Here is a 17,384-nt window from a genome sequence, read left to right as displayed (position 1 = left end):
CCACATCGGCTGCCGTTGCCCCCGTCGCGCCGGGGCGCCTGGCGGGCCGTCGACCGGACGCCGCCACCCGGGGCAGCCCGTTCGTGCGGCCCGCCAGGGCACCTCACGTGCCCTGGCTAGGGATTCCCACTCCGCCCAGTTCCGCGGCCGGAACGCCGAACCCCCACCGCTCGAGCAGCTCGGCGGCGTCCACCGGGGCGGCGGTGTGTCCGAGGGGAAGCACCGGGACCCAGCCGTCGCCGGACGTCCTGTGCAGGACCCCGCGCGCGGCAAGTTGCGGATGCGTCCCGGCCTCGGCCAGGGAGAGCACTGGTGCGATGCAGGCGTCGACCCGTTCGGCGATCTCCGTCCACTCGGCACGGGTTCTGCTCCGGATCGTCGCCGCGATCCGCTCCCGCAGCCGCGGCCAGTTCTCCTTGTCCTCCCGTCCTACCCGCTCCTCGGGGTCAGTCCGAGCACGTCCGCCAACTGCTCGAAGAACTTGTCCTCGAGGGCGCCGACGGCGACGTAGCCGCCGTCGGCGGTCTCGTAGCTGTCGTAGTAGGGCGCGCCCGTGTCGAGGCGGTTCGTGCCCGGGGTGTCCGACCACATCCCGAGGTTGCGGTACTCGTGCAGCATCGTGGTGAGGTACGTCGTGCCGTCGACGATGGCCACGTCGATGACGGCGCCGGCACCGGTACGGGCGCGCTCGACCAGTGCCGACAGCACCGCGATCACGAGGTACATGCCGCCGCCGGCGAAGTCGCCGACGAGGTTCGCCGACGGCATCGGCGCGAGTCCCGGGCGCCTGGCCAGGTCGAGCGCCCCGGTGATGGCGATGTAGTTGATGTCGTGTCCGGCTCTCGGCGCGAGCGGGCCGGTCTGTCCCCAGCCGGTCATCCGGGTGACGATCAACCCGGGATTGCGTTCCCTGAGCCGTTCGGGGGCGAGGCCCAGCCGCTCGACGACGCCGGGGCGGAAGCTCTCCACGACGACGTCGGCCGTGTCGATCACCTCGCGTACGAACGCGACGCTCTGCGGATCCTTGAGGTCCAGCTCGAGCAGGGACCGGTTGCGCACCATGGCCGCCGTCGACTGTCCGGGCCTGGTGACGGTCAGGACCTCGGCACCGAGGTCGGCCAGGAGCAGGCAGCCGAACGGTGCGGGCCCAAGGCCCAGGAACTCCACGACCCTTATCCCGGTGAGCTGCCCTGCCATGTGAGTTGTCCCGCCTTCCCAACGCCTGCACGGACCCATACAATGTACCGACCGGACCGTACAAAACAACGTGACAAAACAATCACCGCAACAGTCGACTCGGACAGCGAAGGACGAACCGCAGGTGAGCCGGGAATTCTACGAAGCCGACCACGAAGATTTCCGTGCGCTGGCCCGTCGTTTCGTTTCGCGCGACGTCGCGCCGCACCTCGACCGGTGGGAGCGGGATCGACTCGTCGACCGGCGGGTCTGGCGCGCGGCCGCCGAACTCGGCCTGCTCGGGCTCAGGACACCGGAGCGGTACGGCGGCGGCGGGGCGACGGACTACCGCTTCCGGTGTGTCCTCACCGACGAACTGGCCCGGGTCGGCGCCGCGGCCTTCGCCTCCGGACTGGCCATCAACGAGGACATCGTCGCCGGATACCTCATCGCCCTGGGCACCGAGGAACAGAAGCGCCGGTGGCTCCCCGGCATGGCCGCCGGCGAGGTGGTCACCTCGATCGCCATGTCGGAGCCCGGCGTGGGAAGCGACCTGCGGAGCATCACGACGACCGCCAACCGCCGGGACGACCGATGGGTGATCAACGGCGCCAAGACGTTCATCACCAACGGCTCCAGCTCCGACGTGGTCCTGGTCGCCGCCAGGACCGGCGAGCGTGAGGGCAGACCCACCTTCTCGCTCCTCCTGGTTCCCACCGACACACCCGGGTTCAGCCGGGGCCCCAAGCTACGCAAACTCGGGCTGCACGCGCAGGACACCGCGGAGCTGTACTTCGACGATGTCGCCGTACCCGGCGAGAACCTCGTCGGCGAGGAGGGACGCGGGTTCCACCATCTGACCCGACAACTCCCCCTCGAGCGCCTGTCGATCGCCTGGCGCGGACTCGCCGGCGCCGAGGCCGCACTCGCCTGGACCGTGGACTACACCAAGACGAGAAAGGCCTTCGGCCAGCGCATCATCGACTTCCAGCACACCCGGTTCCGACTCGCCGAGCTGGTCACCGAGGTCGACGTGACCAGGGCCTACCTCGAGTCGCTCGTCCGCGAACTCAACGAGGGACGCCTGGACGCCACCACGGCGGCCAAGGCCAAGTGGTGGGCGACCGAGCTGCAGCAACGCGTGGTCACCGCCTGCCTGCAGATGCACGGCGGCTACGGCTACATGGACGAGTACCCGATAGCCCGCGCATTCGCCGACGGCCGGGTGCAAACCATCGTGGGCGGAACCACGGAGATCATGAAAGAGATCATCGGACGCGAGCTCGCATCCGACCGATGACCCGTACGCGTCCGCGCTGCGGACCGACCACAGGAGAACCATGGATCTCAACGGCGCTTCAGCGCTGGTAACCGGCGGGGCGTCCGGGCTCGGCGCCGCCACCGCCGCCGCGCTCGTCAAAGCCGGCGCAAAGGTCGTGATCACCGACTTCGCGAGTTCCGACGGCGCCGCCGTCGCCGAGCGCCTGGGTCCGAACGCACGCTTCGCTCCCGCCGACATCACCAACGAGGACTCCCTGCGATCCCCGCTCGACGCGGCACAGGAACTGGGCGTCCTACGTGCGGTCGTCCACTGTGCCGGCCGGGGCGGCGACCGCCTGCGCATCATCGACAAAGAACGTCAGCCGGCGCCGCTCAGGAGCTTCCGCGACGTTCTCGAGGTCAATCTGATCGGTACCTACAACGTGCTGCGCCTGTCCGCGGCCCGGATGAGCGGCAACAGCATCGAGGACGGCGACCGTGGCGCCATCGTCCTGACGGCGTCCGCCGCCGCATTCGAAGGACAGATCGGCCAGACCTCCTACTCCGCCTCGAAGGGCGCCGTCCATGCGATGACCATCGTCGCGGCGCGGGACCTGGCCAGCTGGGCAATCCGCGTGAACACCATCGCACCCGGCATCTTCGACACGCCGATGCTCGCCCGCCTGCGCGACGACATCCGTCAGAGTCTCGCCGCGACCGTCCCGCACCCGAAGCGGCTGGGTGACCCGGACGACTACGCCGGTCTGGCGGTCACCCTGTTGCAGAACGGGTACCTCAACGGCGAGACGGTCCGGCTGGACGGCGCGATCAGGATGGCACCCCGGTGAGCCACGAACCCGACGTGCACCCCGAACCGGAGATCGTCACCTCCGAACACGACGGCATCCTGCTCCTGGAGATCAACCGTCCGCGGCAACGTAACGCGATGACCAGGAGCGCGGCCAGGGCGATAGCTGACGCACTCACCCGGCTGGACGCCGAACCGGGCCTTCGGGTCGCGATCCTCACCGGCCGCGGCGGCAACTTCTGCGCCGGAATGGACCTCAAGCGCTTCGCCGCCGGCGAGCGCGCCGCGACCGCCGAGCGGGGGTTCGCCGGGCTCGTCGAGGCGCCGCCGGCCAAGCCGATCATCGCCGCCGTGGAGGGCTGGGCACTCGGCGGCGGCTTCGAGATGGTCCTCGCCTGCGATCTGGTGACCGCCGGCGCATCGGCCCGCTTCGGTCTTCCCGAGGTCAAGCGAGGGCTGCTCGCCAGGGGCGGCGGGATGTTCCGGCTTCCCCGCCGCCTGCCGCAGGCGATCGCGTTGGAGATGCTGCTCACCGGCGACCCGATCTCCGCCGAGCGGGCGAACGGTCTGGGGCTGTTGAACACGGTCGTCGCCGACGGGCAGGCCATCGACGCGGCGTTCGATCTCGCCCGGCGGATCTCGGCGAACGCTCCCCTGTCGGTCGCCGCCTCCAAGTCGATCGCGACCGGGTCGGCCGACTGGCCGCTGTCCGAGGCGTTCGAGCGGCAGCGGAGCCTGAGCGAGGTCGTGTTCGCCTCGCAGGACGCCAAGGAAGGTGCGACCGCCTTCGCGGAGAAGCGCAGCCCGGTCTGGAAGGGGCGCTAGCCCGGCCGCCCTTTCGCCCCTGACGTCGGCCAGGGGCCGGTTGCGGCCCGGGCGTACCGCCCGAGGCTCGGATCCCGGTCCTATGTCGACTCCGGTGGCGGTGCGCCCGCCTCGTTGGTGCTACCCGGTGGCCGCATCGAGGCCGACAAGCTCTGCCACCATCTCGAGCTGCTCCATCTCGCGCTCGAGCCCGTCGGCGAGACTCGCGACGATCAGACGGGTGGCGCCAGCGACGCGATACTCGTCCATGCGCTGCGCAACCTCTGTCGGCGAGCCTGCCAGACAGAAGGCCCGAACCACTTCGTCGGTGACAGCCGCGACGGCCCCGACGCGATCACCGCCCAGGTACCGGGTGCGAATCTCGCGCGCCTCGTCCCCGAAACCGGCTCGCGCCACCGCGTCGTTGTAGAAGTTCTGCTCGCGCGAGCCCATGCCGCCGATGAGGCGTGCCAGGTAGGGCCGTGCCCGGTCCCGTGCGGCTTCGGGATCCGGATCGATCACGAGTTTCATCGTGACCGTGATCGCAAAGTCGTCGAGCGGCCGACCGGTCCGGTCGGCGCCGCGCCGCACATGCTCCCATGCCCGGCGGACGCCGTCGGGTGTGAGCATCGTGGGGATGATGCCATCCGCGATCTCGCCGGCGAGTTCCATGCTCCGCGGACCGTTCGCCGCCAGGTGGATCGGAATCCGCTGCTGAGTCGGCGCGATCATCAGTCGCAGCGCCTTACCCGGGCCGCCGGGCAGCGGTACGGTGAGGACCTCACCACGGTGCTCGACGATCTCGCGACGCAGCGCCGTACGGACGATCGCGACGTAGTCGCGCGTGAGCGCCAACGGCCGCTCGAACCGCTGACCGTGCAGCCCCTCGGCAACCTGGGGCCCGGATGTGCCCAGGCCCAGCTCGAACCGCCCGCCGGAGAGGAGGTCCAGGGACGCCGCGGCCATCGCCACCGCGGCCGGGCTGCGCGTCGGCATCTGCAGCACCGATGTGCCCAGACGCACGCGTGTGGTCTGCGCCGCAGCCCAGGCCAGCGGAGTGAGCGCGTCGTTGCCGTACGCCTCACCCGCCCAGACCGAGTCGAAACCGAGACGCTCGGCCGCGAGTACGAGGTCGCGCAGATCACGCACGCGCTCACTCGAGGTCCAGATCCCCGACGTGAAGCCGATACGGAGATTCATCGAAGCACACCCTCTTCTTCGAGTCGGTCGATGCGCGTGACGTCATAGCCGAGGACCTGGGCCAGTACCTGACGTGAGTGCTGCCCGAGCGTCGGGGCGGCGCCTCGCACCCACCCCGGAGTGTCGGAGAGACGGTACCGGGGCGCCTCCACGGTCATCCGCCCGTGGATCGGGTGCGGAACCTCGACGAAGTGCCCCAGCGCGGCCAACTGCGGGTCCGCGGCGAGGTCGGCTCCGTCGGCGACGACATGAGCGGGTACACCGGCGTCGAACAACCGATCCTGCAACTCGTCGGCATCCCATGTGCGCGTGAACTCGCTGACGAGGTCGTCGATGGCGGGCACCGCCCGTCCGGCGTCATCGGGTGACGGGATCGGCTCATCGGGGCGCAGGCCGAGCACGGCGGCGAGCCGTTCCCACTGCTCGCCATCGGCGGCCGCTATCGCGATGTAGCGCCCTCGGTCGTCGGTGGAGCGGCACGGGTACACCCCGTGAAGCACATGGTCCGGGTCCGCGTTGCCACGGGCTTGCGCGAGCTGCCCATCGACCCGGTAGGCGTAGAGCTCCGGCGACAGGAACATGACGCCGCACTCGACCTGGGACACGTCGATCCGGCAACCGCGGCCCGTGCGTTCCCGGTGCCGGAGGGCCGCGAGCAGCGTCGCCAGGGAGAACCGGGGCGCGACGTAGTCGGTGTAGGCGCCGAAGGGCCCGACCGGCGGGCGGTCGGGCCAGCCGGCGAGAGCCTGGAAACCACTGAGCGAGGCGCCGACGTTGCCGAACCCGGCAAGGCGTGCATGGGGCCCCGTCTGGCCTGTCATGCTTGTCGACAGCATGATCAAGTCCTCGTGCCCCGCCGCGAGCCGGTCGTATCCGAGGCCCCACGCGTCCAGACGCCCCGGCGCGAACGACTCGATGACCACATCGGCCCAGGCCGCGAGATCGCGCACGACCTCCCGACCCGACTCGGTCGAGAGATCCAGGGCGACGCCGAGCTTGCCGGCATTGCAGGTCCCGTAGAGCGCCGAGTTCTCCGGCCCCCACTCCCCGCCGACGAACGGGCCCGCCACGCGCGCCGTGTCGATCCGGGCCGCGGACTCGACACGGATGACGGTTGCCCCGAAATCCGCGAGGGTACGACCGATGAGAGGGCCCGCCACGACCCAGGACAGGTCGAGCACCCGAAGTCCGTCGACGGGCGCCGCACCAGCGGTCGTGCGGGCGGACCTGCGGTCGCGGACGGCCCAGCGTCTCAGCGGGTCGTCGTTCGGCGCATCCGCCGCCGGCGCGGCCCCGCGCACCCTGGGGCCCGGGGCGCCGGACACGTGCGCGAACCGTCCGGGAATCGGGACGGTCCCACCCTCCTCCTCCACGTCGGCCCAGAAGCCACGGCTGGCCAACTGCGCATCCGCCGCGACGTCAGCCAGGTCGTGGACCGGCACCGCGAGCAGACGTCGAGCGAGTGACTGCTCGAGGATCTCGTGCTTCGCCTTGCGCACGAGGAAGTTCTTGACGACACCCCGCGCTGCCTCGATCACTGTCCCGTCGACATCCCCCGACCTGAGCGCCGCCGGGACCTCGCGCCAGTCCAGTCCGAGAAAGGGAACCGCGTCGCCGCACTCCTCGGCGATCCAGGCGAACAGGCGGTTCGTGAAGGCGCCGGTGGCGGGGCCCATCGAGAGATTCAACTCGACGAACCCGTCCGCGCACTTCCAGCGCCGCATCGAGCCGGCCCCCGTCGAGCCACTACCGCTCTGATCGGGGCGCTGGGCACTGAAGAGGCCGCCCGGCCGCGCCGTCTCGCCGATCTTCCCACTGAGCGACCAGCCGAGGGTCGCCAGCGTCACCGACGCCTGCACCGACACGTCCACGACCTGGCCGCGGCCTGTCTGCCCGGAACCCAGCAGCCCCAGCAGCGCGCCCACGACAGCATCGGCCGCGGCATGAAGCCACGCCTGGGGAACCGAGACCCGCAGCGGCGGGCGGGCACCGTCGCGCAGCGGCTCCATCGGTCCGCCTGCGGCCCACAGGGTGAGATCGCTGGCCGGGGCGCCGCTCTTGGGCCCATCCAGGCCGAAAGCCGTGATCGTGACGACGACGAGTTCGGATGCCGATGCGTGAAGCTCCCCCACCTGGAGGGCGGAACCCAGGATTCCACTCGCGCCGGAATGCAAGAGCACGTCCGCGCGACCACAGAGGCCGACGAAGCGTTCCCGATCGTCCGCTACATCCAGGTCGAGGACGAGGCGGGACTTACCGGCCGCCAAGGTCGACCACACGTTGGATCGTTCCGACGTGGACCGCGGATGCGGCCGGCGCGCGCGGGCTCCCCGCGCCGGCTCGACCTGGACGACGTCGGCACCGAGGTCAGCGAGGATGCGTCCCGCGAGCATGGCGCGCCCGTCCGTCGCATCGATCACCCGACAGCCCCTGAGCATGCCGTCGAACTCACCCGTCCCCGACCTCATCGACATAGCCTGCAATGTACCGATCGGTCAAACGATGAACAAGGTTCACCCCTACGACGGGCTGCCCATTGGCAACCTTGTCCAGAGTCGACCGATCGGTACACTGGCAGCATGTCGAAGCAAGCCGAGCAGGCACCGGAGCACACGATCCTCTACGCGGTCGACGGGCCGATCGCAACGATCACGTTCAACCGCCCGGATCGCCTCAACGCACTTGTCGGCGACATGACCAACCGCTACATCGCCGCCCTCCAGCAAGCGGATGCCGACCCGACGGTTCGCGTCGTCATCGTCACGGGCGCCGGCCGGGGTTTCTGCGCCGGCGCCGACTTCAGCAGACTCGAGAGCCTCACCGGCGAGGGTGTACGTCAGCGGATGCGGGAAGCTCCTCGAGACGCGGCGGTCAGGATCTCCAAGCCTGTCATCGCCGCGGTCAACGGCGCGGTCGCTGGGGCGGGCCTCGCCCACGCGCTCATGGCCGACGTCCGGTTCACGGTTGCGGACGCGAAGTGGACCACGACGATCGCCAAACTCGGCCTGGCGGCTGAACTGAACCTCTCTTGGACTCTCACCCAGCTGGTCGGCACCGGACGTGCGCTCGACCTGCTACTCAGTGCGCGGGTCATCAGTGGAACGCAAGCATATGACTACGGACTTGCTCAGTTCCTGACCGAACCCGAGTCGTTGCGGGATGAGGTGCGGCAATACGCACTCCAAGTCGCCGCGAACAGCGCCCATGCGCTCGACCAGCTCCGTCAGCAGGTGCGGCTCGACGCCGCCCGCAGCTTCGACGAGGCGTGGGCCGACGGCTACGAGCGGGTCTACGAGGCGATCGACCACAGCGGTACCTATCGCGAGGCGCGCGACCACGCGAGGCGATCCGACACACACGGCCGCTGACGACGCCGGAGCCGCGCGGCGATTACCCGCTGGCCGGATCGGCGCACGGGCCCCGAACGACGCGGTGCCGGGCAGGTCAGCCGGCGCCGACGAGCACCTCGGTCTGCGCGTCGCGGGGCTGGAAGCCCAGCCCGAGAAACCGCGCACGCTTGAGCAGCCGGTGAGCGCCGTGCTCCCAGGTGAAGCCGATCGCCCCGTGGTTCTGGATGTTCACCCGGGCGTTCTCCAACGCGGACGACTCGGTGAACCGTCGGGCGGCCGCCACCCGGCGCCGCGCGTCCGGGTGTTCCTCGTCGACGCTGACGGCGGCGAGGTCGACGACCGCCGCCGCGGCGTTCGAGCGGATCGCCATCTCCGCGCAGCGGTGGGAGATCGCCTGGAACGCGCCGATCGGCCGGCCGAACTGTTCTCTGATCTTGGCGTACTCGACCGACATGGAGGTGGCGGCCGTCGCCACCCCGGACAGCACCGCGGCGACCAGGACGGACGCGCGTACGAGGACGGCTCCGGCCCCGGCTCCGGTGATCTCGGCGAGCACCTCCGCGCGGTCCAGGCTGACCCTGGCCACGGTCACCGCGGGATCCATCGGGGAAAGATCGTCGACGATGTCCCGATCCGCCAGCCGGACCAGCCGCAGCCGGGACCGTTGCTCGTCGACGAGGAGCAGCACGGCCGCGCCACGGGCGTCGAAGACGGTGACCCGATCGGCGCCGTCGTGGGGGCCGAATGCGTGGGCTGCCCGCAGTGCCCCGGACACCAACCCTTCGGCGAGTGCGCGGTCACCGACGGTGGTGGCGACCCTGGCGGCGAGATTCGTGGCGAGGAACGGTCCGGCGGCAGCGGCGGCCCCGATCTGCGCGAAGACCTGCGCCTCGTCGGCGAGCGTCCCGCCGAGGCCGCCGTCGGCCTCGGCGAGGCCGAGGGCGAACCAGCCCTGGTCGGCCGCGGCCGACCAGGCGTCCCCGCGCACCGTCGCGCCGTCCGGCGGCGCGGCCCCGGCGAGCACGTCGCGTACGGCCGCGGCAAGCTCCCGCTGCTCCTCCGACGGATACAGATCCATTGCCTGTCCCCCTGTTCTCTGGCTCCGGCTCAGCCGCGCGGCAGTCCGAGCACCCGTTGGGCGATCACGTTGCGTTGTACCTCGGAGGTGCCCGTCCCGATCGTGTGGGCGAACGAGTAGAGGTAGGAGGGGACGAACTCGGCGGCGGCCGCCGAGCCGTCGACCGCGAGCCCTTCCCGGTCGAGCAGGTCCGCGCCGAGGCGTTTGACCCGCTGGCTGAGTTCGGCGTAGAACGGGCGCACCATCGAGCCCTTCGGTCCGGCCTTCCCGGTGCGGACGACCTCGGAGACGAAGGCGAGGGCGAGGGCGTAGAGCGCGACTCCCTCGGACTCGATGTCGGCGATCGCCGCGGCCACCTCGTCGTTGGCGAGCATGGCCCGGCCCCGCCGGTCGACCCGGGTCGCCGCGAGTTCCCTGACCCGGTCGATCAGCTTCAGCAGCCGGATCACCATTCCGAGCGTCATCGTGCCGCGCTCGAAGCCGAGCGTCGTCATCGCGACCTTCCAGCCGTCACCGAGCCGGCCCACCACGTTGGCGAGCGGGATGCGTACGTCGTCGTAGAAGACCTCCGCGAACGGTGTGTCGCCGTCCATCGTGGTGATCGGGCGGACCTCTATCCCGGGGGTGTCGAGGGCGACGATGAGGAACGACAGGCCGTGGTGCCGGGCCGCGTCCGGATCGGTCCTGACGAGAAGTTCCTGCCAGTTGCTGACCGACGCCTTCGTCGTCCAGATCTTCGAGCCGTTGACGACCAGGTCGTCTCCGTCGCGTACGGCGCGCATGCGCAGGCTCGCCAGGTCGGAGCCGGCGCCGGGTTCGGAGAAGCCCTGTGCCCAGATCTCCTCGCCGCGCAGGATCGGTCCGAGGTGGTCGTGCTTCTGCTCGTCGCTGCCCTCGACGATGAGGGTGGGGCCGGCATGGCCCAGCGCGATGTTGAACACCCCGGGCTCCGGGGCGTCGAACTGTGCGCACCGCTCGTACCAGAGGATCTGCTCGGTGAGACTCAGTCCGGCACCGCCGAACTCGCTCGGCCAGGAAACCCCGGCCCAGCCGCCGTCGTACTGGCGACGTTGCCACGCGCGGTCGAAGTCGACCATGGCTTGTCCCGACGGCGGGCGGTCGTGGGTCGGTACGTTGTCCGCCAGCCAGTCCGCCGCGCGCTTCTGGAACTCGCGTTCCCGGGTGTTGAGCTGCAGTCGCATGGTTCAGCGCTCCTGTGCTGCCAGCGGCTCGAGCAGTTCGCGCAGCAGCGGCCCGCTGACCTTCAGTGCGGCGGTGCGCGGGAGCGAGTCGACCACATGGATCCGCACCGGCACCTGGTACGGGGTCAGGCGCTCGCGTGCGAACTGCTTCAATGCCTCTTCGTCAACGCTCTTCCCCGGGGCCACCTCCACCGCGGCCACGGGAACCTGGCCGAGTCGCGGGTCGTCGAGGCCGATGACACCGGCGTCGCGTACGGCGGGGTGGAGCTTGAGGGTCTCCGCGACGGTGCCGGCCGAGACCTTGAATCCGCCGCGGATGATGACGTCGTCGGCACGGCCGACGATCCAGAGGAAGCCGTCCTCGTCGAGGCGGGCCCGGTCGGTGGTCCGTACCCACTGCGATCCACGCCTGCCCAGTTGCGGCGCCTTGACCTCGAGCAGGCCGACCTCGCCGGCGTCGAGCGGCTCCGCCGTCACCTCGTCGGTGACCCGCAGCTCGACGCCGGGGTGGGCGCGGCCGACCGAGCCGCGCTTGCTGGCGGAGAACCGGCGATGGTCGTCGAGCGTCCAGCCGGCGATCCCGCCCGCGAACTCCGTCGCGCCGTAGACGACCAGGACGGGGATGCCGTACCGCTCCTCCCAGGCGAGCTGGTCCTCGACGCTGATCGGCGCGGTGCCCACGAGAACGCTGCGGGCGAACGACAGCCGCTCGGGTTCGACGCCGGCGGCCATCACCATCCGCAACGCCGTCGGCGGAAGCGTGACGGCCTTCGGTCGGTGCTCGGTGACCAGTTCCAGCCATTCGTCGACCGCGAACCGCTCCAGCAGGGCGATCTTGCGTCCGGCCTGCACGTTCAGCAGCAGTGTGAAGATCCCGCTGACGTGCACCAGCGGGGCCATCACGATCGCGACGCTGTCGCGCAGCCGCACCGCCGCCGAACCGCTCTCGTAGTGCGCGGCCCCGGCGTAGCCGGCGTCGAATCCCGCGTATGTGAGGGGGACGCGTTTCGGTGGCCCGGTCGTGCCGCTGGTGAGCATCAGGATCGCGGTGCCCGGCTTGGCCAGGTCGGCCGCGTCGTCGCGGCGCAGCGGCTCCAGCACCTCGACCCGGGTGTCGTCGATGGCGATCGCCAGGCAGCCCGCGGCGGCGGCGGCTTCCCGTACCCCGGGTCTGGCCCAGTCGTCGGGGTGGGCGAGCAGGACCGTCGCGGGCAGTTTGCCCAGTTCGGCGGCCAGCTTCGCGTCCGGCTGCAGGCTGGAGACGGTGACCAGGGTCTGTTCGTGCGTCAGCAGGGACAGGATCGCCGCGACGGTACCCGGCCGGTTGCGCATGAGCATGCCGATCGGTGCCCGCGGCGGCAGGCCGAAATCGGCGAGGATGCCCTGCACCGCGTCGCCGAGTTCCCGCAGCCGTCCCCAGGTGACCCACCGCCCCTTGAACTCGAGGGCGTCGGCGGCGGGGTCGATCCGCATCACCTGCGCGATCCGTTCGGATACCGAGTAGCCGCTTCCGGTCGTCACGGCGCTCACCCTTCCCCTCCGTCGAGCACGACGAGGCCGTCGACGGCGACGACCCGGTCCGGTGTCGCGATCAGTGGGTTCACCTCGGCCTCGGCGACTGCCGGCTCGGCCAGGGCGAGCCGCTGGACGCCCATGAGAACGTCCACGAGCGATTCCCGTGCCGCCGCGGTGAGTCCTCGATGGTGGGTGACGAGCCGTCCGGACCACAGGCGGTCGACCATGGCCTGTGCCCGTGACCGGTTGAACGGGACGACCGAGACCTGGGACTCGGCGATGATCTCGGCGGCGACGCCGCCGGCGGCGAGCGTCACCACCGCTCCGTGCACGCGGTCTCGGGTCAGGCCGAGCATGAGTTCGATCCCGGCCGGCACCTGTTCGGCCACGAGGATCCGGTACGCCGCGTCGGGGGTCGGACGATGCTGCCGTGCCACCTGGACGAGGCGGACGAAGGCGGCCGCCGTCGCTTCCCTCCCCCGCACACCGACGATCACCCCGCCGACGTCGGACTTGTGCGGAAGCCAGGCCGCATCGATCTTGAGTACGGCGGGTCCCGGAAGGTCCTCCACGGCCCGCACCGCCGCGTCTTCCTCGTTGACGACCGTCTCGGTCGGCACCGGTACGCCGTAGCGTACGAGCAGCGCCTTCGACTCGGACTCCGACAGTGTTCCGGTCGTCGCGGTGACCGTGGCCCCGCCGGCGGACGGGGCGTCGGTGAGGTCGAGGAAGGCGCCGGCCTCCCGCGCCTGGACCAGCTTTCCCGCGACGCCGATCAGGCTGGCGGGGTCGGCGAAGCAGGTCAGTCCACGTTCTGCCATCCGGGTCAGCACGTCCGGTTGATGGGCCAGGGCGAGGAACGGCTTGTCGGTGTCCCGCGCGGCGCGCAGGAGAATCTCGCGGTGGGTCTCCGGCAGCGTACGTGCCACGGTGCCGTACGCGACGATGTCGAACTCGTCGCTGGAGCCGATCTCCTCGAGTACGGCCGCTACCGGGCGTAGGTCGTTGACGAGGTTGCCGGTGATGTCGATCGGGTTGCCCGCGGAGCCGAAGGACGGGAGCACTTCGGCAAGCCTGGCACGCAGTTCCGCACTCGGCTCTGGCAGCGCGAGCCCGGCGGGCTCGGTCGCGTCGGCCATCAGCGCGCCGTTGCCGCCGCTGCTGCTGATGATGGCGACCCGGTTGCCCCGGGGCCGGCGACCGGCGGCGAAGCCCCGGCTCACGTCGACGAGTTCGCGGATCGTGTCGACCATGACGATCCCGTTCTGCTCGCACGCCGCCGCGAAACTCGCGTACGAGCCGGCCAGGGCGGCGGTGTGGCTGATCGCCGCCTGCCGGCCCCGTTCGGTGCGCCCCAGCTTCAGCAACACGACCTGCTTGCCCGCCCGGGCCGCCTGCCGGCCGGCCGCCATGACCGTCTCGGCGTTGTTCACCCCTTCGACGACCATGGCGATGACGTCGGGGACGTCCTCCTCGCTGGCGAGCAGTTCCATGGCCAGTTCGCCGGTGGAGACGTCGAGTTCGTTGCCGGTGGCCGCCCAGAAGCCCACGCCGGCACCGTCGGCGCGCAGCAGGCTGGCCGTACCGATGCCCATCGACCCGCTCTGGGCCAGGACGGCGATGTTTCCGTCCCGGACGTCGAAGGGCACCCGGGTGAAGGTCGCCGTCAGCCCACGCCGGAAGTTGGCGAAGCCGAGGCAGTTCGGGCCGAGCAGGCGTAGTCCGGTCTCGGCGACGAGGCGGTCGAGTTCGGCCTGGAGCGCCTCGCCGGCTCCGCCGACCTCGGCGAAGCCCGACGAGTAGACCACGGCGCCCTGTGCGCCCGACTCGGTGCCCTCCCGCAGGATGGCCGGGATCAGCTTGCTGCTTGCCGCCGCCAGCACCAGGTCGACCGGTTTGCCGACCGCGCCGACCGTGGGGAAGGCGGGCAGTCCGCGTACGGTGTCGTAGTTCGGGTTGATCGGATAGATCGGTCCGTCGAAGCTGGTGGTGAGTTGCCCCATGATCCGCCCGCCGACAGAGTCCGCTTTCTGCGAGGCACCGACCACGGCGATGGACCGGGGATTCAGGAACGCGGTGAGTGTCAAAGTTCGTCCGTTCTCTACTTCTGCCCTCGGGTCGTGACGCTGGTGCGGCTACCGCGTCAGCCACAGGTAGTGCGGACGCAGTGCCCAGTCCTCCGGGGCGAGGACCGGTTGCTGGGTCGCGACCACCTGTTCCTTGGCGGCGGCGATGCGCGACCGAAGGCTCAGCGGGAAGATGACGCCTCGATTGATCACCTCGGCCTGCAGCTCCTTCAGGATCGGTGCGCGTTCTGCCGTCGGCAGTGCGAGGGAGTCGACGTACCGCTTCTCCAGGTCCTCCAGATCGGTCAGTTTGAACGGGTTGAGCGGCCCGTTGTTGGACACCGTCCGGGTCCACCACTGGTCGATGTCCACGGCGGTCGGGATGAGGTACGACGCGGGATACTCGCCCTTGCGTTGCGCGGCCGTGTACTCCGACGGGGGGAGGTCGACGATGTTCATCGTGATGCCGCCGGCCGCCAGCATCTGCTGCACGGCGACGACCGCCGGGGCGATCGAGGTCGTGCTCGGAAACTGGAAGCTGAAGCCGTCGGGATATCCGGCCTCGGTGAGCAACTGCCTGGCCCGCTCGATGTCCAGCGCCCGCTGGTTGAGGGACTCGTCGTACCAGGGTGTGGCGGGTGACGAGAAGCCGCCGGCCGGGTATCCGCTGCGACCCAGCACCGCGACGTTGAAGCCGTCCCGGTCGATCAGCAGCCCGATCGCCTGACGCACCCGCGGGTCGCCGAACGCGGGCACCACGGTGCCCGCGCGGTCCATGATGACGACGGTCGTCGCGATGGACAGGTCGGAGAAAACCCGTGATCCCTGGGTCTCGACGAGCGCCTTGTTCGCGTCGGGAACGTACGTCATCATGTCGATCTGCCCGCTGGTGTACGCGTTCAGCCGGGCGGCCGGGTCGGTGTAGATGTTGATCTCGACCCTGGACACCTTGACCGCGTCGGGATTCCAGTAGCCGGGGTTCGCGGTGTAGACCTGCTTGGAGCCCTCGGCGAACTCGTCGCCCTTCCAGAGCCAGCCGCCGGACCCGGCCGGTTCACGGGACAGGTCCTTGCCCTGGGCGATGGCGGCGGGGCTGACCATCATGCCGGCCGGGGTCGCCATGTTGTAGTAGAAGTCCGGGTACGGGCGCTCGAACTCGACCAGCGCCACGAACTCGCTCTCGACGGTCACCGACTCGATCGACGTGTACATGTTGGCGTTCGGGCTGGTGGTGGTCGCCGCCGCGCGTTCCAGGTTGACTTTGACCGCCTCGGCGTTGAACGGGGTGCCGTCGTGGAAGACCACGTCTTCGCGCAGCGTGAGTCGGGCGCTGGTCGCGGTCGGCTCCTCCCAGCTCGCCACGAGCCACGGCAGCGGCTCGTACTTGTCGTTGATCTGGAAGAGCGGGTCGTAGGCGGGGTGCAGGTTCTGCCCCTGGATGACGGTGATCGCGACGGGGTCGAACGAGCCGTTGGAGATCCAGGAGCCGATCCGCAGGGTGCCGGTCGGTTCGCCGGGCGCGCCGTCGGTCCTGACCATCGCCGCGAGTGCCTCGGTGCTCGTGTGCTCGAGAATCGACTCGTCGACGCCGTTGTCCGAGTTGCCGTTCCCGGTGCAGGCGGTCAGGACGAGGCTGAGTCCCACGACGACCGCCGCTGTTCGGACGCCTCGTCGTCGGCTGGTTCCTCGTGCTGCTGTCGGTGATTCAACTGTCCGCTTCATGTGGCGTCCTTCCTCGGAAGGGTGGGGGCGCAGCAGCCCGCAGCAGTCGCTCGGCGGCGAAACAGGCCATCTCGCCACCCCCTGGGACGGGTGTCGGCTCCGGGAAGCCGGTGGCGCATTCGGGGCCACGCAACGGGCATCGGGTGATGAACGGGCACCCGGCCGGCGTCGGTTCGACGCCGATGTCGGGCAACGGTAGATCGAACTGATCGGTCCGGCGGGTTCCGCGCATGGAGCGCGGCACCGGGTTGGGCACGGCGTCGAAGAGGAGCCGGGTGTACGGGTGCTGTGGTGTCCCACAGACCCGGTCGGCCGGGCCGCTCTCCATGATGCGGCCGCGGTACATCACCGCGACGTCGTGACTGGCGTGGCGAACCACGGCCAGGTCGTGGGCGATGAACAGATAGGAGATGCCACGGTCCCGCTGGATGCCGTCGAGCAGGTTGATGATCTGGCTCTGGACCGAGACGTCGAGCGCGCTCACCGGTTCGTCGAGCACGATCAGTTGCGGATCCACCGCGAGCGCCTTCGCGATCGCGACCCGCTGCCGCTGGCCGCCGGACAGCTCGTACGGGTAGCGGCTGAGGTGTGCGGTGCTCAGCCCGACCATCTCCAGCAGTTCACGTACGCGTGCCTGGCGTACCCGCGCATCGAGGTCGAAGTGGATCCGCAGCGGCTCCGCGAGGATCTCCTTCACCTCCATCAGGGGGTCGAGTGATCCCAGCGGGTCCTGGAACACCGCCTGCACCGCCCTGCGGTACCCGGCGGGTGGAGCACCGCGGAACTGGTCGACCCGGAAGCCTGCCGCGGTGATGGAGCCCCGTTTCGGCGCGTTCAGCCGGAGCACGGCCCGGCCGATCGTCGTCTTCCCCGAGCCCGACTCGCCGACGAGCCCGAGCGTGCGGCCCCGCTTCAGCCGGAGGCTCGCCCCGGAGACGGCGCGGACGACCGATCTGGGGCCCCACGCACGCTTGCGGCCCCCGAGAAACTCGATCCACAGATCGTCGACCTCGAGCACGTCGTCCGTGGGCGGCTGTCGCTTGCCGGTCATGCCGCACCGTCCCGCCCGGAGGAGGTCCGCGAGAGAACTGCCGCGACGTGCGACTGTTCGTCGCTGATTCCGGTGAGCCGCAACTCGTCGGCGCGGACGCACCGGGCGCTGTGTCGTGGGTCCGCGATAGCTTCCAGCGGGACCGGGGAATG

General features: G+C 70.3%; 12 protein-coding genes and 1 pseudogene. 4 read left to right on the top strand and 9 right to left on the bottom strand.

Annotated features, from left to right (window positions below; genetic code table 11):
- Positions 1 to 103: 103 nt before the first annotated feature.
- A pseudogene (locus tag Prubr_RS36960) lies at positions 104 to 1,197 on the bottom strand (CaiB/BaiF CoA transferase family protein).
- A 124-nt stretch (positions 1,198 to 1,321) separates the two neighbouring features.
- Between Prubr_RS36960 and Prubr_RS21105 the strand changes: the two are divergent.
- The 3 genes from Prubr_RS21105 to Prubr_RS21095 are packed head-to-tail and all read left to right on the top strand — an operon-like array spanning position 1,322 to position 4,069.
- A complete protein-coding gene (locus Prubr_RS21105) occupies positions 1,322 to 2,476 on the top strand; it encodes an acyl-CoA dehydrogenase family protein (protein WP_212816636.1) in 1,155 nt (384 codons plus the stop codon).
- A gap of 40 nt (positions 2,477 to 2,516) precedes the next feature.
- Entirely contained in the window at positions 2,517 to 3,284 is a 768-nt protein-coding gene (locus Prubr_RS21100; RefSeq protein ID WP_212816635.1) for an SDR family NAD(P)-dependent oxidoreductase, read from the top strand.
- The gene (locus Prubr_RS21095) at positions 3,281 to 4,069 is read left to right on the top strand and encodes a crotonase/enoyl-CoA hydratase family protein (protein WP_212816634.1); all 789 of its coding nucleotides are present in this window, start codon (positions 3,281 to 3,283) and stop codon (positions 4,067 to 4,069) included. The genes Prubr_RS21100 and Prubr_RS21095 overlap by 4 nt, the downstream gene beginning before the upstream one ends.
- 120 nt (positions 4,070 to 4,189) lie before the next feature.
- On the opposite strand, the gene Prubr_RS21090 is transcribed toward Prubr_RS21095, so the two are convergent.
- The gene (locus tag Prubr_RS21090; RefSeq protein ID WP_212816633.1) at positions 4,190 to 5,248 is read right to left on the bottom strand and encodes an LLM class F420-dependent oxidoreductase; all 1,059 of its coding nucleotides are present in this window, start codon (positions 5,246 to 5,248) and stop codon (positions 4,190 to 4,192) included.
- Positions 5,245 to 7,722, bottom strand: a complete 2,478-nt coding sequence (locus Prubr_RS21085) for a CaiB/BaiF CoA-transferase family protein (protein ID WP_212816632.1) — start codon at positions 7,720 to 7,722, stop codon at positions 5,245 to 5,247. The genes Prubr_RS21090 and Prubr_RS21085 overlap by 4 nt, the downstream gene beginning before the upstream one ends.
- A gap of 105 nt (positions 7,723 to 7,827) precedes the next feature.
- On the opposite strand from Prubr_RS21085, the gene Prubr_RS21080 reads away from it, so the two are divergent.
- Positions 7,828 to 8,616, top strand: coding sequence for an enoyl-CoA hydratase-related protein (locus Prubr_RS21080; protein WP_212816631.1), 789 nt, complete (start codon positions 7,828 to 7,830; stop codon positions 8,614 to 8,616).
- Positions 8,617 to 8,692: 76 nt separating this feature from the next.
- Here the strand turns inward: Prubr_RS21080 and Prubr_RS21075 are convergent, their stop codons facing one another.
- The 6 genes from Prubr_RS21075 to Prubr_RS21050 all read right to left on the bottom strand — a co-directional run bounded on the left by Prubr_RS21075 (position 8,693) and on the right by Prubr_RS21050 (position 17,232).
- A complete protein-coding gene (locus Prubr_RS21075; RefSeq protein ID WP_212816630.1) occupies positions 8,693 to 9,676 on the bottom strand; it encodes an acyl-CoA dehydrogenase family protein in 984 nt (327 codons plus the stop codon).
- Positions 9,677 to 9,705: 29 nt separating this feature from the next.
- Complete coding sequence (locus Prubr_RS21070; protein WP_212816629.1) at positions 9,706 to 10,878, bottom strand: acyl-CoA dehydrogenase family protein; 1,173 nt, start codon at positions 10,876 to 10,878, stop codon at positions 9,706 to 9,708.
- Between the two features lie 3 nt (positions 10,879 to 10,881).
- Positions 10,882 to 12,399 (bottom strand): class I adenylate-forming enzyme family protein, encoded by a 1,518-nt coding sequence (locus Prubr_RS21065; protein ID WP_212816628.1) that lies wholly within the window; start codon positions 12,397 to 12,399, stop codon positions 10,882 to 10,884.
- A gap of 5 nt (positions 12,400 to 12,404) precedes the next feature.
- Complete coding sequence (locus Prubr_RS21060; protein ID WP_212816627.1) at positions 12,405 to 14,480, bottom strand: acetate--CoA ligase family protein; 2,076 nt, start codon at positions 14,478 to 14,480, stop codon at positions 12,405 to 12,407.
- Between the two features lie 48 nt (positions 14,481 to 14,528).
- Positions 14,529 to 16,103, bottom strand: coding sequence for an ABC transporter substrate-binding protein (locus Prubr_RS21055; protein WP_212816626.1), 1,575 nt, complete (start codon positions 16,101 to 16,103; stop codon positions 14,529 to 14,531).
- A 61-nt stretch (positions 16,104 to 16,164) separates the two neighbouring features.
- Positions 16,165 to 17,232: an oligopeptide/dipeptide ABC transporter ATP-binding protein gene (locus Prubr_RS21050; RefSeq protein ID WP_246567433.1), complete on the bottom strand. Its 1,068-nt coding sequence runs from the start codon at positions 17,230 to 17,232 to the stop codon at positions 16,165 to 16,167.
- Positions 17,233 to 17,384: the final 152 nt, after the last annotated feature.

This window comes from Polymorphospora rubra (assembly GCF_018324255.1).
GTDB classification, from domain to species: Bacteria; Actinomycetota; Actinomycetes; order Mycobacteriales; family Micromonosporaceae; genus Polymorphospora; species Polymorphospora rubra.
This window is presented reverse-complemented; position numbering and strand designations above follow the sequence as displayed.